Origin of the sequence: Kaistia sp. UC242_56 (assembly GCF_044452255.1) — a bacterium.
Lineage (GTDB): Bacteria > Pseudomonadota > Alphaproteobacteria > Rhizobiales > Kaistiaceae > Kaistia > Kaistia defluvii_A.
This window is the reverse complement of sequence record NZ_JBIOAN010000002.1, coordinates 3,293,989-3,307,791: the sequence shown is the minus strand read 5'-3', so window position 1 is coordinate 3,307,791 and position 13,803 is coordinate 3,293,989. Positions and strand designations below refer to the sequence as shown.

Sequence of the window (13,803 nt, the reverse complement as noted above, 5' to 3'; positions counted from 1 at the left end):
CCTGCTGATAGACGAGACGGAGAAGTCCGATGGCAAAAGAAAAATTCCAACGCAATAAGCCGCATTGCAACATTGGCACGATCGGCCATGTTGACCACGGCAAGACCTCGCTGACCGCAGCCATCACCAAGGTGCTGGCGAAGACCGGTGGTGCGACGTTCAAGGCTTATGATCAGATCGACGCGGCTCCCGAAGAGCGCGCTCGCGGCATCACGATCTCGACCGCACACGTCGAGTACGAGACGGCCAACCGTCACTACGCTCACGTCGATTGCCCCGGCCACGCCGATTATGTGAAGAACATGATCACCGGCGCAGCCCAGATGGACGGCGCGATCCTGGTTTGCTCGGCCGCCGACGGCCCGATGCCCCAGACGCGCGAGCACATCCTGCTCGCTCGTCAGGTCGGCGTTCCCGCCCTCGTCGTGTTCCTGAACAAGTGCGATCTGGTCGACGATCCGGAGCTCCTCGAGCTCGTCGAGCTCGAAGTTCGCGAACTGCTGTCGTCCTACGACTTCCCGGGCGACGACATTCCGATCATCAAGGGTTCGGCCGTTGTCGCGCTCAATGATGGCGACGCCAAGCTGGGCGAAGACGCGATCCTCGAGCTGATGACCGCCGTCGACACCTACATCCCGCAGCCGGAGCGTCCGGTTGACCTGCCGTTCCTGATGCCGATCGAAGACGTGTTCTCAATCTCGGGCCGCGGTACGGTCGTGACCGGTCGCGTCGAGCGCGGCATCGTCAAGGTCGGTGAGGAAATCGAGATCGTCGGCATCCGTCCGACCGTCAAGTCGACCTGCACCGGCGTCGAGATGTTCCGCAAGCTGCTCGATCAGGGCCAGGCTGGTGACAACATCGGTGCTCTGCTTCGCGGTATCGACCGTGAGGGCGTCGAGCGCGGTCAGGTTCTCTGCAAGCCCGGTTCCGTGACGCCGCATACGGTGTTCAAGGCCGAGGCCTACATCCTGACCAAGGAAGAGGGTGGCCGTCACACGCCGTTCTTCACCAACTACCGTCCGCAGTTCTACTTCCGCACGACCGACGTGACGGGCGTGGTCACGCTGCCGGAAGGCGTCGAGATGGTGATGCCGGGCGACAACATCTCGGTGGATGTCGAGCTGATCGTGCCGATCGCCATGGAAGAGAAGCTTCGCTTCGCCATCCGTGAAGGCGGTCGTACCGTCGGCGCCGGCGTCGTCGCCAGCATCATTAAGTAAGGTCGGCCGGACCGGGCACACGGCGGTGTCGTGTGCCCATGTCACCTGAGGACAGAAATCGATGAACGGTCAGAATATCCGGATCCGGCTCAAAGCGTTCGATCATCGGATTCTCGATGCATCCACGCGAGAGATCGTGAACACGGCAAAGCGTACTGGTGCCCGCGTAGTAGGCCCGGTGCCACTTCCCACGCAAATTGAGAAGTTCACCGTGAACCGGTCGCCGCATATCGACAAAAAAAGCCGTGAGCAGTTCGAGATGCGGACGCATAAGCGTCTTCTCGACATCGTCGACCCCACACCGCAGACCGTGGACGCGCTTATGAAGCTCGACCTGGCGGCCGGTGTGGACGTCGAAATTAAGCTCTGAGGCGAGCGAGGATAGAATGCGCTCTGGATTGATCGCACAGAAGGTGGGCATGACCCGCATCTATACGGATGCAGGCGAGCAGGTGCCGGTAACGGTGCTGAAGCTGGACAACTGTCAGGTTGTCGCTCATCGGACGGAAGATAAGAACGGTTACACCGCGGTCCAGCTTGGAAGCGGTCTCGCCAAGGTGAAGAACACGCCCAAGGCTGAGCGTGGTCATTTCGCCAAGGCAGAGGTCGAGCCAAAGCGCAAGGTCACGGAGTTCCGTGTGACCCCGGACAACCTCATCGAGGTTGGTGCCGAGCTCACCGCCGAGCATTTCGTCGTCGGACAGTTCGTCGACGTTAGCGGCACCTCGATCGGTAAGGGTTTTGCCGGTGTCATGAAGCGCCACAACTTCAGTGGTGGCCGCGCGACACACGGTAACTCGGTATCGCATCGTGTGCACGGTTCGACTGGCCAGCGCCAGGACCCGGGCAAGGTGTTCAAGAACAAGAAGATGGCTGGTCACATGGGCGATGTCCGCGTGACCACTCAGAACCTCAAGGTCGTTCGCACGGATGTCGAGCGCGGCCTGATCATGGTCGAGGGTGCCGTTCCCGGCGCCAAGGGCGGCTGGATCGAGGTTCGCGATGCGGTCAAGCGCGCACTTCCCAAGGATGCTCCGGTTCCCGGCGCAATCCGGAAGAACGGCGCGGCGGCTGAAGTTGCGGTCGAAGCGAAGGAGGCCGAATGATGGATATTAAGGTCACCAAGCTCGACGGCACGGCAGCGGGCGAAATTTCGCTCTCGGACGAGATCTTTGGTCTCGAGCCGCGCGGCGACATCCTGCACCGCATGGTGCGGTGGCAGCTGGCCAAGCGCCAGGCTGGCACCCACAAGTCGAAGGGTCGCTCGGAAGTCTCCGGCACGACCAAGAAGATGTACAAGCAGAAGGGTACCGGCGGCGCACGCCACGGTGCCGAGACTGCGCCGCAGTTCCGCGGCGGCGGCAAGGCCTTCGGTCCGGTGGTGCGCAGCCATGCGCATGACCTGACCAAGAAGTTCCGCCAGCTTGCTCTGAAGCATGCGCTCTCGGCCAAGGCCCGGGGCGACAACCTGGTCATCGTCTCGGACATCGCCATCGATGCGCCGAAGACGAAGGCGGTTCGCGAGAACCTCGCCAAGCTGGGTTGGGCCAATGCGCTGATCATCGACGGCGCGTCGGTCAATGAGAACTTCGGGCTCGCTACCCGGAACGTGCCGCACATCGACGTTCTGCCGGTGCAGGGCATCAACGTGTACGACATTCTGCGCCGCGAGAAGCTCGTGCTGACCAAGGCTGCGGTCGAAGCGCTGCAGGAGCGGTTCAAATGAGCAATCTGTCGCATTACGACATCATCCGCAGCCCGGTGCTGAGCGAGAAGTCGACCATTGCCACCGAACAGAGCAAGGTCGTCTTCAACGTTCTGAAGACCGCGACGAAGCCCGAAATCAAGGCGGCTGTCGAAGCGCTGTTCAAGGTTAAGGTCACGGGCGTCAACACCCTGGTCCGCAAGGGCAAGGTGAAGCGCTTCCGCGGTATCGTGGGCAAGCAGAGCGACGTCAAGAAGGCGATCGTGACGCTGGCTGAAGGTCAGTCGATCGACGTTTCTACCGGTCTCTGACGCGAAGAAAATAGGCTGAAGCCATGGCTCTCAAGCACTACAAGCCGACAACGCCGGGACAGCGCCAGCTCGTTCTCGTCGATCGCTCGGAGCTCTACGCCGGCAAGCCCGTCAAGGGCCTGACGGTTGGTCTCCGCCAGAGCGGCGGTCGCAACAATCTCGGACGCGTCACGGCCTATGGCCGTGGCGGTGGCCACAAGCGCACCTACCGCCTGATCGATTTCAAGCGGAACAAGCGCGACATTCCGGCCGTCGTCGAGCGGATCGAGTACGATCCGAACCGTACGGCCTTCATCGCCCTCATCAAGTATGAAGACGGTGAGCTTAGCTACATCCTGGCGCCGCAGCGCCTGGCCGTTGGCGACAAGGTCATTGCATCGGCCCAGGCCGACGTGAAGCCCGGCAACGCCATGCCGCTCGGCGCGATGCCGGTCGGCACGATCGTGCACAATGTCGAGATGAAGCCCGGCAAGGGCGGTCAGATCGCACGTTCGGCCGGTGCTTATGCACAGTATGTTGGTCGCGACGCGGGCATGGCCATTCTTCGCCTGAATTCGGGTGAGCAGCGCCTGGTTCACCAGACCTGCATGGCCACGATCGGCGCGGTTTCGAACCCTGACCATTCCAACATCTCGCTCGGCAAGGCCGGTCGTAATCGTTGGCTTGGCAAGCGTCCGAGCGTGCGCGGTGTCGCCATGAACCCGGTCGACCATCCGCACGGCGGTGGTGAAGGCCGCACCTCGGGTGGCCGTCATCCGGTTACGCCCTGGGGCAAGCCGACCAAGGGCAAGAAGACCCGCAATAATAAGTCGACCGACAAGTTCATCGCGCGCAGCCGTCATCTGCGCAAGAGCAAGTAAGAGAGAGGCTGTCCGTGGCTCGTTCTATTTGGAAAGGCCCGTTCGTCGACGGTTATCTCCTGCGCAAGGCAGAGAAGAGCCGCTCTTCGGGTCGTGGCGAGGTTATCAAGATCTGGAGCCGTCGCTCCACGATCCTGCCCCAGTTTGTGGGCTTGACGTTTGGCGTCTATAACGGCCAGAAGCACGTTCCGGTCATCGTCAACGAGGACATGGTTGGCCACAAGTTCGGCGAGTTCTCGCCGAGCCGGACCTACTATGGCCACACGGCCGACAAGAAGGCGAAGAGGAAGTAACATGGGCAAGCCGAAGCGCGAACGCGCGCTGAAAGACACCGAGGCCCGCGCCATCACGCGGATGATCCGTGTCTCTCCGCGCAAGCTCAATCTCGTCGCCCAGCTGATCCGGGGCAAGAAGGCAAGCGCGGCTCTGGCCGATCTGACCTTCTCGAACAAGCGGATCGCACTGGACGTCAAAAAGACGCTGGAATCAGCGATCGCAAACGCCGAGAACAATCACGATCTCGACGTTGATTCGCTGGTCGTTGCCGAAGCGTTTGTCGGCAAGGCCCTGGTCATGAAGCGCTGGACGCCGCGGGCTCGCGGTCGTGTCGGCCGGATCGAGAAGCCGTTTTCGCACCTCACCATTGTGGTGCGTGAAACCGAGGAGGCTGCATAATGGGCCAGAAAGTCAATCCGATTGGCCTCCGCCTCGGTATCAACCGGACGTGGGACAGCCGCTGGTTCGCCAACAAGGGCGAATACGGCAAGCTGCTTCATGAGGACATGCGGATCCGCGAAAAGCTCATGGTCGAGCTGAAGCAGGCCGCGGTCTCCAAGATCGTGATCGAGCGCCCGCACCGTAAGTGCCGCGTGACGATTTACTCGGCTCGTCCGGGTATCGTCATCGGCAAGAAGGGTGCCGATATCGAGAAGCTTCGCAAGCTGGTCGGCAAGCTGACCGACAGCGAAGTGCATCTCAATATCGTCGAAGTGCGCAAGCCGGAAATCGACTCGACCCTGGTGGCTGCCTCGATCGCACAGCAGCTGGAGCGCCGCGTTGCGTTCCGCCGCGCGATGAAGCGTGCCGTGCAGTCGGCGATGCGTCTGGGTGCCCAGGGCATCCGCATCAACGCCGGCGGCCGTCTTGGCGGCGCGGAAATCGCGCGTCTGGAATGGTACCGCGAAGGTCGCGTTCCGCTGCATACGCTGCGCGCAGACATTGACTATGGCACCGCGACGGCGCACACGGCCTATGGCACGTGCGGCATCAAGGTGTGGATCTTCAAGGGTGAGATCCTCGAGCACGATCCGATGGCTTCCGAGCGTCGCCAGACTGAGGGTAACGAGCAGGGCTCGAATACTCGTCGTCGCGACTCCGCGGCCTAATCGGTCGACCTGAGGGCGAGAGAGAACAGAAATGCTGCAACCGAAGCGCACCAAGTTCCGCAAGCAGTTCAAGGGCCGTATCCATGGCGTTGCCAAGGGTGGTACGGATCTGAACTTTGGCGGGTTCGGCCTCAAGGCCCTCGAGCCGGAACGCGTAACAGCGCGACAGATCGAAGCGGCCCGCCGTGCGATTACACGTGCTATGAAGCGTGCCGGTCGAGTGTGGATCCGGATTTTCCCGGATGTGCCCGTCACGTCGAAGCCGACCGAAGTCCGAATGGGTAAGGGCAAGGGAGCGCCGGAATTCTGGGCCTCCCGCGTTAAGCCTGGTCGGATCATGTTTGAGATCGACGGTGTCGACGAGGAGACTGCCCGCGAGGCGCTCCGCCTCGGCGCGGCGAAGCTCCCGATCAAGACGCGCTTCGTACAGCGCATCGCCGATTGATCGGCGAACGGACGAGGATACTGCCATGAAGGCGAAAGACGTTCGGCTGCAGACCGCCGATCAGCTCGATACCGAGCTCGGGAACCTGAAGAAGGAGCAGTTCAACCTGCGCTTTCAGCGGGCTACCGGACAGCTCGAAAACACGGCGCGTGTCCGGCAGGTTCGCCGCGACATCGCCAGGATCAAGACCATCGCTGCGCAGAAGAGCGCGGCGGACAAGCGCTGAGGAGGCGACAATGCCGAAACGCGTTCTGCAGGGCAGCGTCGTCAGCGACAAGACCGACAAGACTGTCGTCGTTCTCGTCGAGCGGCGCTTCACGCACCCGGTCATGAAGAAGACCGTGCGGCGGACGAAGAAGTATCATGCCCATGACGAGGGCAATGTTCACAAGATTGGCGATATCGTCTCGATCCAAGAGACTGCGCCGATCTCGAAGAATAAGCGCTGGGTCGTTATCTCCGAGCAGTCGGGCGATAAGTAAGGCACTGGATAAGGTTCGTTGCTGCTGATCCCTTTGGATCGGTGGCGACCAGAAAAGTAGGCGGCCAGTCATGATTCAGATGCAGACTAACCTCGACGTGGCGGATAATTCCGGCGCTCGTCGTGTGATGTGCATCAAGGTTCTCGGCGGTTCCAAGCGGAAGTACGCCTCGGTCGGCGACATCATCGTCGTGTCGATCAAGGAGGCGATCCCGCGTGGTCGCGTGAAGAAGGGCGACGTCATGAAGGCGGTCGTCGTTCGCACAGCTAAGGATATCCGTCGCGCGGATGGCAGTGTCATCCGTTTCGACAAGAATGCGGCGGTTCTGATCAACAACCAGAAGGAGCCGATCGGGACTCGTATCTTCGGACCGGTTCCGCGTGAGCTTCGCGCGAAGAACCACATGAAGATCATCTCGCTCGCGCCGGAGGTGCTGTGATGGCTGCTAAGATCAAGAAGGGCGACAACGTCGTCGTCCTCACGGGTAAGGACAAGGGCAAGTCGGGCGAAGTGCTCCGCGTGATCCCGACCGAAGACCGCGCCGTCGTGCGTGGTGTGAACGTCGCGCGCAAGCACCAGAAGCAGACGGCGAGCGAGCAGGGCGGCATTGTTGCCAAGGAGCTCACGATCCATCTGTCGAACGTCGCGCTGGCGGACCCCAAGGACGGCAAGCCGACCCGCGTCGGCTTTAAAGTGACCGAAGACGGGCGCAAGCAACGCGTCGCAAAGCGTTCGGGAGATGTGATCGATGGCTGAGGCAGCTTACGAGCCGCGGCTCAAGAAGTTTTATGAAGACGAAGTTCGGGCGAAGCTCGTCGAGGAATTCGGGTACAAGAACCCGATGCAGGTTCCTCGTCTCGAGAAGATCGTCCTGAACATGGGCATCGGCGAAGCCGTCAATGATTCCAAGAAGGTCGGTACGGCCCTTGGCGATCTGGCGCTCATCGCCGGTCAGAAGCCCGCTGTGACCAAGGCCTCGAAGTCCATCGCGACTTTCAAGCTGCGCGAGCATATGCCGATCGGCGGCAAGGTTACGCTGCGCAAGTCGCGCATGTACGAATTCCTGGACCGCCTGGTCACGATCGCGCTGCCGCGCGTTCGCGACTTCCGCGGGCTCAATCCGAAGAGCTTCGACGGTCGTGGCAACTTCGCCATGGGCATCAAGGAACACCTGATTTTCCCGGAGATCAATTACGACAAGATTGATCAGGTCTGGGGAATGGACGTGATCGTCTGCACCACGGCCAAGACTGACGAGGAAGCTCGCGCCCTTCTGAAGGCGATGAACTTCCCGTTCCGCCAGTAACCGGTGCCGGGATAGGACGAGGGATTATCGATGGCTAAGAAAAGCTCGATCGAGAAGAACAACCGGCGCCGCAAGCTTGCGAAGCAGTATGCTCCCAAGCGCGACCGCCTGAAGGCTGTGGCCAATGACGAGAGCCTGTCGCTCGAGGAACGCTTCCAGGCGCGCCTCAAGCTCGCAGAGCTGCCGCGGAACGCGTCCGAGACGCGCATCCGTAATCGTTGCGAAGTGACGGGCCGCCCGCGCGGTGTCTATCGCAAGCTGATGATGTCGCGTATTGCATTGCGCGAACTCGGGTCGCTGGGGTTGATCCCGGGCCTCGTCAAGTCGAGCTGGTAAGGAGCACGGTCCGATGACAATGACCGATCCTCTGGGTGATATGCTCACCCGTATCCGCAATGCTCAGATGCGCCGGATGTCGAAGGTTTCGACTCCCGCTTCCAAGCTGCGCGAGAACGTTCTCGGAGTGCTGCAGTCGGAAGGCTACATTCGTGGCTTTGCGTCGGTGGACAGCGGCGATGGCCGCCCGGTGATCGAGATCGAACTGAAGTATTATGATGGCGAGCCTGTGATCCGCACAATCGAGCGTGTCTCGAAGCCGGGTCGCCGGGTCTATGCCTCGGTCAAGAACATTCCGCAGGTCAAGAATGGTCTCGGCGTGTCCATCCTCTCCACGCCGAAGGGCGTGATGTCGGATACGGACGCCCGCGACCAGAATGTCGGCGGCGAGGTTCTTTGCCAGGTATTCTGATCTGGTTGATGGCGAAACACGAACCGGACGGATTTGTCTGATGTCTCGTATTGGTAAGAAGCCGGTAGCGGTGCCCAAGGGCGTAACGGCTACGATCAACGGCCAGACGGTTTCTGTGAAGGGTCCGAAGGGCGAAATGTCCTTCGACTTCACGGAGCACGTCGAAGTTGAACTGACGGAAGCGGGCGTTCAGGTCGCCCCGCGTGACGACAGCAAGCCGGCTCGCGCCGCTTGGGGTATGTCGCGTACGATGATTTCGAATCTGATGAAGGGCGTGACCGAGGGCTTCACCAAGAAGCTCGAGATCAACGGCGTGGGTTACCGCGCTGCCGTTCAAGGCTCGAACCTGCAGCTCGCTCTTGGCTACAGCCACGACGTGGTCTATGCGATCCCGGAAGGCATCACGATTGTGACGCCGCGCCCGGTCGAGATCATCGTTTCGGGCATGGACAAGCAGCGGGTCGGCCAGGTCGCGGCCGAGATTCGCGAATATCGCAGCCCCGAGCCTTACAAGGGCAAGGGCGTCAAGTACGCCACCGAAACGATCTTCCGCAAGGAAGGCAAGAAGAAGTAAACGGAGCCCGTCATGGCAAATAATCTGCAGGACCGTCGCGCTGCGCGCGTCCGCCGGGCGCTCCGCAAGGTTGCGAACGGACGTCCCCGGCTCAGCGTGTATCGCTCGTCGGAGCATATCTATGCCCAGATCATCGACGATGCCGAGGGGCGTACCCTCGCCGCGGCTTCGTCGCTCGAGAAGGATCTGCGCGGCGCGCTGAAGACGGGTGCCGACAAGGCGGCCGCCGAAGCGGTTGGCAAGCTCGTCGCCGAGCGTGCCAAGGCTGCTGGCGTGAGCCAGGTCGTGTTCGACCGCGGTGCGTATCTCTTTCATGGCCGCGTCAAGGCGCTGGCTGATGGCGCTCGCGAGGGCGGTCTGGACTTCTGATGCGCTGAGGCGCGTCATCACGTAACACAGGACGATTGGATCTTTCGATGGCCAGAGAGCAGCGGGAAGAGCGCGACAGCGAATTCGTCGACAAGCTCGTTCACATCAATCGCGTCGCGAAGGTGGTGAAGGGCGGACGGCGTTTCGGCTTCGCAGCCCTCGTCGTCGTCGGCGACCAGAAGGGCCGGGTCGGTTTCGGCCACGGCAAGGCACGTGAAGTGCCGGAAGCAATCCGCAAGGCGACGGAAGCCGCAAAGCGCAGCCTGGTTCGGGTTCCGCTCCGCGAGGGACGTACGCTTCATCATGACGTGTTCGGTCGCCATGGCGCCGGCAAGGTCTTCCTGCGCGCCGCAGCGCCGGGTACCGGCATCATCGCCGGTGGTCCGATGCGCGCCGTGTTCGAGACCCTCGGTGTCCAGGACGTCGTCGCCAAGTCGATGGGTTCGTCGAACCCGTACAACATGGTGCGTGCTACGTTCGCTGCACTGAGTGCAGAAGACAGCCCGCGTTCGGTCGCGGCTCGTCGCGGCATCAAGGTGTCGGCACTGCAGGCCCGTCGCGGCGGCGAAGCCGAAGCTTCCGCCGAGGCGTGAGCGCCCGATTGAATTCGAGGATTTGACCAATGGCCAAGAAATCTGAAGGCGCCGCCCAGACGGTTACCGTCGAGCAGACCGGCAGCCCGATCCGCCGCCCGGCTGACCAGCGTGCAACGCTGATCGGCCTCGGCCTCAACAGGATCCGTCGCCGTTCGACGCTGCAGGACACTCCTGCGGTTCGCGGCATGATCGCCAAGGTGGCTCACCTCGTCCGCGTTGTGGACGAGGCGTGAGCCCAGAAGGACCAGTTCGATGAAGCTCAACGAGATCAACGACAACCCGGGTTCCAGCAAGGACCGTATGCGCGTTGGACGCGGTATCGGTTCCGGCAAGGGCAAGACCGGTGGTCGCGGCGTCAAGGGCCAGAAGTCGCGCACGGGTGTGGCGATCAAGGGCTTTGAAGGCGGCCAGATGCCGCTGCATCGGCGTCTGCCGAAGCGCGGCTTCACCAACATTTTCGCCAAGGACTACAACGAGGTCTCCCTCGGCCGTGTCCAGACGGCGATCGATGCGGGCAAGCTCGATGCGACGAAGCCGGTGACGGTCGAAGCGCTGAAGGAAGCCGGCGTGCTGCGTCGCGTTCAGGACGGTGTTCGTCTGCTGGGCGTTGGCGAGCTCAAGGTCGCCGTCAACTTCGAGATCGCAGGCGCTTCCAAGCCCGCTATCGAAGCGGTCGAGAAGGCTGGCGGTTCCGTCAAGCTCCTCGCCGTCAAGGCTGAAAAGACGGACGCAGAATAACTGCGTCGTTCGGGGAGGGGCGCCGCCGCTTGTCGTGGCGCCTCCGAGAGACCACTTGATGCCCGGTAGGGGCATTGGGGCCCGGTTTCCGGGCCCGAACGGAGCGGCGAATGGCATCAGCGGCTGAACAACTGGCGGCCAATCTCAATTTTGGCGCCTTCGCCAAAGCCGAGGCTCTGAAGAAGCGCATCTGGTTCACACTGGGTGCGCTGCTCGTCTATCGGCTCGGCACCTATATCCCGCTTCCCGGCATCAATCCGGAAGCGCTGGCAAGCGCCTTCAACAATCAGCAGTCCGGCATCCTGGGCCTGTTCAACATGTTCTCCGGCGGTGCCGTCGGACGCATGGCGATCTTTGCGCTCGGCATCATGCCGTACATCTCCGCGTCGATCATCATCCAGTTGATGACGTCGATCGTACCCTCCCTCGAAGCCTTGAAGAAGGAAGGGGAGGCGGGTCGCAAGGTCATCAACCAGTACACGCGGTACGGGACGGTGGCTCTGGCCATCGTGCAGGCCTACGGCATCGCCGTCGGTCTCGAAGGCGGAACCAACATCGTCATCGATCCCGGCATGTTCTTCCGGATCGCCACGGTCATCACCCTGACCGGCGGCACGATGTTCCTGATGTGGATCGGTGAGCAGATCACGTCGCGCGGTATCGGCAACGGTATTTCGCTGATCATCTTCGCCGGCATCGTCGCCAACCTGCCGCATGCCTTGATCGGCATGCTCGAGCTTGGCCGTCAGGGCGCACTGCCGACCTGGGTCATCCTGGCCGTTGCCGTCGTCGCCGTCGTCGCGATCGCCTTCATCGTGTTCATGGAGCGCGCCCAGCGCCGCCTCATCATCCAGTATCCGAAGCGCCAGGTTGGCAACCGGATGTTCCAGGGTGAGTCGTCGCATCTGCCGCTGAAGCTGAACACGTCGGGCGTGATCCCGCCGATCTTCGCGTCCTCGCTGCTGCTGCTGCCGGCAACCATTGCCAACTTCACCGCCTCCAGCGGTGCGCCTGGCTGGCTGACCTCGACGGTTGCGCTGCTTGGCCACGGCACCGTGCTCTACATGCTGCTGTACGCCGCGATGATCATGTTCTTCGCCTTTTTCTATACGGCGATCGTGTTCAATCCGACGGATACGGCCGACAATCTGAAGAAGCATGGCGGCTTCATTCCGGGCATCCGCCCGGGCCAGAGGACGGCGGAATACATCGACTATGTGTTGACGCGCATCACCCTTCTGGGCGCTGTCTATCTGGTCATCGTCTGTCTGCTGCCTGAGGCCCTGATTTCGGCTACCCACGTACCCTTCTATTTCGGTGGTACGTCGCTGCTGATCGTCGTCAACGTGACGATGGACACGGTGTCGCAGGTCCAGGGCCATCTGTTGGCGCATCAGTATGAGGGCCTGGTCAAGAAGTCCAAGCTCCGGGGGAAGAGGCGATGAGACTGATCCTGCTCGGACCACCAGGAGCGGGTAAGGGCACGCAGTCGGCTCGTCTTGTGAAGCGTTACGGAATTCCGCAGCTGTCCACCGGGGACATGCTGCGGGCCGCCGTCGCTGCCGGAACGCCGATCGGCCTGCAGGCCAAGGCGATCATGGACGCCGGCAATCTCGTTCCCGACGATGTCGTCGTCGGGATCGTGGCGGAGCGGATCGAGGAAGCAGATGCCCGCAAGGGTTTCATCCTCGATGGCTTTCCCCGGACGATTGCCCAGGCGGACGCGCTTGAGAAGATGCTGGCGAGCAAGGGCGTCAAGCTCGATGCCGTCGTCGAACTCAAGGTCGACCAGTCCAAGCTGACGGACCGAATCACCAAGCGCGCCGACGAAACGCGCGCTCGCGGTGAGCCGGTCCGCAAGGACGACGATCCGGATGTCTTCAAGACCCGGCTCGCCGCCTACAACCGGGATACCGCGGTCATCTCGCCCTATTACCGGGCAGGCGGCCGTTTGATCGAGATAGACGGCATGCGTTCCATCGACGAGGTTTCCTCGGAGATCGCAAGCACGCTGGATAGGCTTGACGAACAGGTCGAGAGTCGATAAGGCTCGCGACCTGCTGCAAACGGGTCTTGGCGTTCCCTGATATTTCAGGGGACGACATTGCTTGTTTGCGCAAGAGAATGCCCGCACGAGCCGGCCTCCACCGGACGCGGGATTTTGAGGCGCCGACGGAATGTTCCGTTGGCTGGAGATGGAGACGGCATTGGCCCGTATCGCAGGCGTAAACATCCCGACGAACAAGCGCGTTGTCATCGCGCTTCAGTACATTCACGGGATCGGCGCGAAGAACGCGCTGGACATCATCACGAAGACGAACATCGCTCCCGAGCGTCGCGTCAACGAGCTTTCCGACGCCGAAGTTCTGGCGATCCGCGAAGCGATCGACCGCGACTACGTCGTGGAAGGCGATCTGCGTCGCGAAGTCGCGATGAACATCAAGCGGCTCATGGACCTCGGCTGCTACCGCGGCCTGCGTCACCGCCGTGGTCTTCCGGTTCGCGGCCAGCGCACGCATACCAATGCGCGCACCCGCAAGGGTCCGGCTAAGCCGATCGCCGGCAAGAAGAAGTAATTCAGAATTCGGGGCGCTAGGCCCCCGGTGGAGCCGCCGGTGTTACGGCGGTGTCGAGATCGAACGTAAGGATAGAGAATGGCCAAGGACACAACGCGCGTACGTCGCCGCGAGCGGAAGAACATCTCCTCGGGCGTTGCGCATGTGAGCTCGACGTTCAACAACACGATGATCACCATCACCGATGCACAGGGAAATGCGATTTCCTGGTCGTCGGCTGGCATGATGGGCTTCAAGGGTTCGCGCAAGTCGACCCCGTATGCAGCACAGATGGCTGCTGAAGACGCGAGCCGCAAGGCTGCTGAACACGGCATGAAGACCCTCGAAGTCGAAGTCACCGGTCCGGGTTCGGGTCGTGAGTCGGCTCTCCGGGCCCTCCAGGCTGCTGGCTTCACCATCACCTCGATCCGTGATGTGACGCCGATCGCGCACAATGGCTGCCGGCCGCGCAAGCGTCGCCGCGTCTAAAGCCTCGGACGGCGTCCTCG

Annotated in this window: 26 protein-coding genes; all 26 read left to right on the top strand. The window is 61.8% G+C overall.

Features of this window, described 5'->3' with window-relative positions; genetic code table 11:
* Nucleotides 1-29 precede the first annotated feature (29 nt).
* On the top strand, nt 30-1,220 hold the full coding sequence (gene tuf / locus ACHMWQ_RS18295; protein ID WP_354550030.1) for an elongation factor Tu: 1,191 nt from the start codon (nt 30-32) through the stop codon (nt 1,218-1,220).
* 61 nt (nt 1,221-1,281) lie between these two features.
* Nucleotides 1,282-1,590, top strand: coding sequence for a 30S ribosomal protein S10 (rpsJ, locus tag ACHMWQ_RS18290; RefSeq protein WP_018184903.1), 309 nt, complete (start codon nt 1,282-1,284; stop codon nt 1,588-1,590).
* Between the two features lie 16 nt (nt 1,591-1,606).
* A complete protein-coding gene (gene rplC, locus ACHMWQ_RS18285) occupies nt 1,607-2,326 on the top strand; it encodes a 50S ribosomal protein L3 (protein ID WP_266335009.1) in 720 nt (239 codons plus the stop codon).
* A complete protein-coding gene (gene rplD, locus ACHMWQ_RS18280) occupies nt 2,326-2,946 on the top strand; it encodes a 50S ribosomal protein L4 (RefSeq protein ID WP_396309477.1) in 621 nt (206 codons plus the stop codon). The genes rplC and rplD overlap by 1 nt, the downstream gene beginning before the upstream one ends.
* The gene (locus ACHMWQ_RS18275; RefSeq protein WP_018184906.1) at nt 2,943-3,236 is read left to right on the top strand and encodes a 50S ribosomal protein L23; all 294 of its coding nucleotides are present in this window, start codon (nt 2,943-2,945) and stop codon (nt 3,234-3,236) included. The genes rplD and ACHMWQ_RS18275 overlap by 4 nt, the downstream gene beginning before the upstream one ends.
* Before the next feature lie 23 nt (nt 3,237-3,259).
* Nucleotides 3,260-4,096 (top strand): 50S ribosomal protein L2, encoded by an 837-nt coding sequence (rplB, locus tag ACHMWQ_RS18270; RefSeq protein ID WP_266335012.1) that lies wholly within the window; start codon nt 3,260-3,262, stop codon nt 4,094-4,096.
* 14 nt (nt 4,097-4,110) lie between these two features.
* Nucleotides 4,111-4,389, top strand: coding sequence for a 30S ribosomal protein S19 (rpsS, locus tag ACHMWQ_RS18265; RefSeq protein ID WP_018184908.1), 279 nt, complete (start codon nt 4,111-4,113; stop codon nt 4,387-4,389).
* Between the two features lies 1 nt (nt 4,390).
* Nucleotides 4,391-4,771 carry a 50S ribosomal protein L22 gene (gene rplV / locus ACHMWQ_RS18260; protein WP_266335014.1) on the top strand — a complete coding sequence of 127 codons (381 nt, stop codon included), beginning with the start codon at nt 4,391-4,393 and terminating at the stop codon, nt 4,769-4,771.
* On the top strand, nt 4,771-5,481 hold the full coding sequence (rpsC, locus tag ACHMWQ_RS18255) for a 30S ribosomal protein S3 (protein WP_354550026.1): 711 nt from the start codon (nt 4,771-4,773) through the stop codon (nt 5,479-5,481). Before rplV ends, rpsC begins: the two co-directional genes overlap by 1 nt.
* 31 nt (nt 5,482-5,512) lie before the next feature.
* Nucleotides 5,513-5,926 carry a 50S ribosomal protein L16 gene (gene rplP / locus ACHMWQ_RS18250; RefSeq protein WP_018184911.1) on the top strand — a complete coding sequence of 138 codons (414 nt, stop codon included), beginning with the start codon at nt 5,513-5,515 and terminating at the stop codon, nt 5,924-5,926.
* 25 nt (nt 5,927-5,951) lie between these two features.
* Nucleotides 5,952-6,152, top strand: coding sequence for a 50S ribosomal protein L29 (gene rpmC, locus ACHMWQ_RS18245; RefSeq protein ID WP_266335019.1), 201 nt, complete (start codon nt 5,952-5,954; stop codon nt 6,150-6,152).
* 10 nt (nt 6,153-6,162) lie between these two features.
* A complete protein-coding gene (gene rpsQ, locus ACHMWQ_RS18240; protein ID WP_266335021.1) occupies nt 6,163-6,408 on the top strand; it encodes a 30S ribosomal protein S17 in 246 nt (81 codons plus the stop codon).
* Between the two features lie 70 nt (nt 6,409-6,478).
* Complete coding sequence (rplN, locus tag ACHMWQ_RS18235) at nt 6,479-6,847, top strand: 50S ribosomal protein L14 (RefSeq protein ID WP_018184914.1); 369 nt, start codon at nt 6,479-6,481, stop codon at nt 6,845-6,847.
* On the top strand, nt 6,847-7,164 hold the full coding sequence (rplX, locus tag ACHMWQ_RS18230) for a 50S ribosomal protein L24 (protein ID WP_266335023.1): 318 nt from the start codon (nt 6,847-6,849) through the stop codon (nt 7,162-7,164). Before rplN ends, rplX begins: the two co-directional genes overlap by 1 nt.
* The gene (gene rplE / locus ACHMWQ_RS18225; protein WP_266335025.1) at nt 7,157-7,714 is read left to right on the top strand and encodes a 50S ribosomal protein L5; all 558 of its coding nucleotides are present in this window, start codon (nt 7,157-7,159) and stop codon (nt 7,712-7,714) included. The genes rplX and rplE overlap by 8 nt, the downstream gene beginning before the upstream one ends.
* Before the next feature lie 30 nt (nt 7,715-7,744).
* The gene (gene rpsN / locus ACHMWQ_RS18220; RefSeq protein WP_266335027.1) at nt 7,745-8,050 is read left to right on the top strand and encodes a 30S ribosomal protein S14; all 306 of its coding nucleotides are present in this window, start codon (nt 7,745-7,747) and stop codon (nt 8,048-8,050) included.
* 13 nt (nt 8,051-8,063) lie between these two features.
* Entirely contained in the window at nt 8,064-8,462 is a 399-nt protein-coding gene (gene rpsH / locus ACHMWQ_RS18215) for a 30S ribosomal protein S8 (protein ID WP_266335029.1), read from the top strand.
* A gap of 40 nt (nt 8,463-8,502) precedes the next feature.
* Nucleotides 8,503-9,036, top strand: a complete 534-nt coding sequence (gene rplF / locus ACHMWQ_RS18210) for a 50S ribosomal protein L6 (protein WP_354550022.1) — start codon at nt 8,503-8,505, stop codon at nt 9,034-9,036.
* A gap of 12 nt (nt 9,037-9,048) precedes the next feature.
* Complete coding sequence (gene rplR / locus ACHMWQ_RS18205) at nt 9,049-9,405, top strand: 50S ribosomal protein L18 (RefSeq protein WP_266335033.1); 357 nt, start codon at nt 9,049-9,051, stop codon at nt 9,403-9,405.
* A 47-nt stretch (nt 9,406-9,452) separates the two neighbouring features.
* Nucleotides 9,453-9,998 carry a 30S ribosomal protein S5 gene (gene rpsE, locus ACHMWQ_RS18200; RefSeq protein ID WP_266335035.1) on the top strand — a complete coding sequence of 182 codons (546 nt, stop codon included), beginning with the start codon at nt 9,453-9,455 and terminating at the stop codon, nt 9,996-9,998.
* Between the two features lie 29 nt (nt 9,999-10,027).
* Entirely contained in the window at nt 10,028-10,234 is a 207-nt protein-coding gene (gene rpmD / locus ACHMWQ_RS18195; RefSeq protein WP_266335037.1) for a 50S ribosomal protein L30, read from the top strand.
* A 19-nt stretch (nt 10,235-10,253) separates the two neighbouring features.
* Nucleotides 10,254-10,739, top strand: coding sequence for a 50S ribosomal protein L15 (rplO, locus tag ACHMWQ_RS18190; RefSeq protein WP_354550018.1), 486 nt, complete (start codon nt 10,254-10,256; stop codon nt 10,737-10,739).
* A gap of 110 nt (nt 10,740-10,849) precedes the next feature.
* Nucleotides 10,850-12,184, top strand: a complete 1,335-nt coding sequence (secY, locus tag ACHMWQ_RS18185) for a preprotein translocase subunit SecY (RefSeq protein WP_354550016.1) — start codon at nt 10,850-10,852, stop codon at nt 12,182-12,184.
* Nucleotides 12,181-12,786 (top strand): adenylate kinase, encoded by a 606-nt coding sequence (locus ACHMWQ_RS18180; RefSeq protein ID WP_354550014.1) that lies wholly within the window; start codon nt 12,181-12,183, stop codon nt 12,784-12,786. The genes secY and ACHMWQ_RS18180 overlap by 4 nt, the downstream gene beginning before the upstream one ends.
* Nucleotides 12,787-12,946: 160 nt before the next feature.
* Nucleotides 12,947-13,315: a 30S ribosomal protein S13 gene (gene rpsM, locus ACHMWQ_RS18175; RefSeq protein WP_026304634.1), complete on the top strand. Its 369-nt coding sequence runs from the start codon at nt 12,947-12,949 to the stop codon at nt 13,313-13,315.
* A gap of 78 nt (nt 13,316-13,393) precedes the next feature.
* Nucleotides 13,394-13,783 (top strand): 30S ribosomal protein S11, encoded by a 390-nt coding sequence (gene rpsK / locus ACHMWQ_RS18170; protein ID WP_266335047.1) that lies wholly within the window; start codon nt 13,394-13,396, stop codon nt 13,781-13,783.
* Nucleotides 13,784-13,803: the final 20 nt, after the last annotated feature.

Excerpts from the sequence above, each read along its gene's own strand:
- tuf (WP_354550030.1), top strand. The coding sequence starts at position 30 with ATGGCAAAAGAAAAATTCCAACGCAATAAGCCGCATTGCAACATTGGC.
- rpsJ (WP_018184903.1), top strand. The coding sequence starts at position 1,282 with ATGAACGGTCAGAATATCCGGATCCGGCTCAAAGCGTTCGATCATCGG.
- rplC (WP_266335009.1), top strand. The coding sequence starts at position 1,607 with ATGCGCTCTGGATTGATCGCACAGAAGGTGGGCATGACCCGCATCTAT.
- rplD (WP_396309477.1), top strand. The coding sequence starts at position 2,326 with ATGGATATTAAGGTCACCAAGCTCGACGGCACGGCAGCGGGCGAAATT.
- ACHMWQ_RS18275 (WP_018184906.1), top strand. The coding sequence starts at position 2,943 with ATGAGCAATCTGTCGCATTACGACATCATCCGCAGCCCGGTGCTGAGC.
- rplB (WP_266335012.1), top strand. The coding sequence starts at position 3,260 with ATGGCTCTCAAGCACTACAAGCCGACAACGCCGGGACAGCGCCAGCTC.
- rplV (WP_266335014.1), top strand. The coding sequence starts at position 4,391 with ATGGGCAAGCCGAAGCGCGAACGCGCGCTGAAAGACACCGAGGCCCGC.
- rpsC (WP_354550026.1), top strand. The coding sequence starts at position 4,771 with ATGGGCCAGAAAGTCAATCCGATTGGCCTCCGCCTCGGTATCAACCGG.
- rplP (WP_018184911.1), top strand. The coding sequence starts at position 5,513 with ATGCTGCAACCGAAGCGCACCAAGTTCCGCAAGCAGTTCAAGGGCCGT.
- rpmC (WP_266335019.1), top strand. The coding sequence starts at position 5,952 with ATGAAGGCGAAAGACGTTCGGCTGCAGACCGCCGATCAGCTCGATACC.
- rpsQ (WP_266335021.1), top strand. The coding sequence starts at position 6,163 with ATGCCGAAACGCGTTCTGCAGGGCAGCGTCGTCAGCGACAAGACCGAC.
- rplN (WP_018184914.1), top strand. The coding sequence starts at position 6,479 with ATGATTCAGATGCAGACTAACCTCGACGTGGCGGATAATTCCGGCGCT.
- rplX (WP_266335023.1), top strand. The coding sequence starts at position 6,847 with ATGGCTGCTAAGATCAAGAAGGGCGACAACGTCGTCGTCCTCACGGGT.
- rplE (WP_266335025.1), top strand. The coding sequence starts at position 7,157 with ATGGCTGAGGCAGCTTACGAGCCGCGGCTCAAGAAGTTTTATGAAGAC.
- rpsN (WP_266335027.1), top strand. The coding sequence starts at position 7,745 with ATGGCTAAGAAAAGCTCGATCGAGAAGAACAACCGGCGCCGCAAGCTT.
- rpsH (WP_266335029.1), top strand. The coding sequence starts at position 8,064 with ATGACAATGACCGATCCTCTGGGTGATATGCTCACCCGTATCCGCAAT.
- rplF (WP_354550022.1), top strand. The coding sequence starts at position 8,503 with ATGTCTCGTATTGGTAAGAAGCCGGTAGCGGTGCCCAAGGGCGTAACG.
- rplR (WP_266335033.1), top strand. The coding sequence starts at position 9,049 with ATGGCAAATAATCTGCAGGACCGTCGCGCTGCGCGCGTCCGCCGGGCG.
- rpsE (WP_266335035.1), top strand. The coding sequence starts at position 9,453 with ATGGCCAGAGAGCAGCGGGAAGAGCGCGACAGCGAATTCGTCGACAAG.
- rpmD (WP_266335037.1), top strand. The coding sequence starts at position 10,028 with ATGGCCAAGAAATCTGAAGGCGCCGCCCAGACGGTTACCGTCGAGCAG.
- rplO (WP_354550018.1), top strand. The coding sequence starts at position 10,254 with ATGAAGCTCAACGAGATCAACGACAACCCGGGTTCCAGCAAGGACCGT.
- secY (WP_354550016.1), top strand. The coding sequence starts at position 10,850 with ATGGCATCAGCGGCTGAACAACTGGCGGCCAATCTCAATTTTGGCGCC.
- ACHMWQ_RS18180 (WP_354550014.1), top strand. The coding sequence starts at position 12,181 with ATGAGACTGATCCTGCTCGGACCACCAGGAGCGGGTAAGGGCACGCAG.
- rpsK (WP_266335047.1), top strand. The coding sequence starts at position 13,394 with ATGGCCAAGGACACAACGCGCGTACGTCGCCGCGAGCGGAAGAACATC.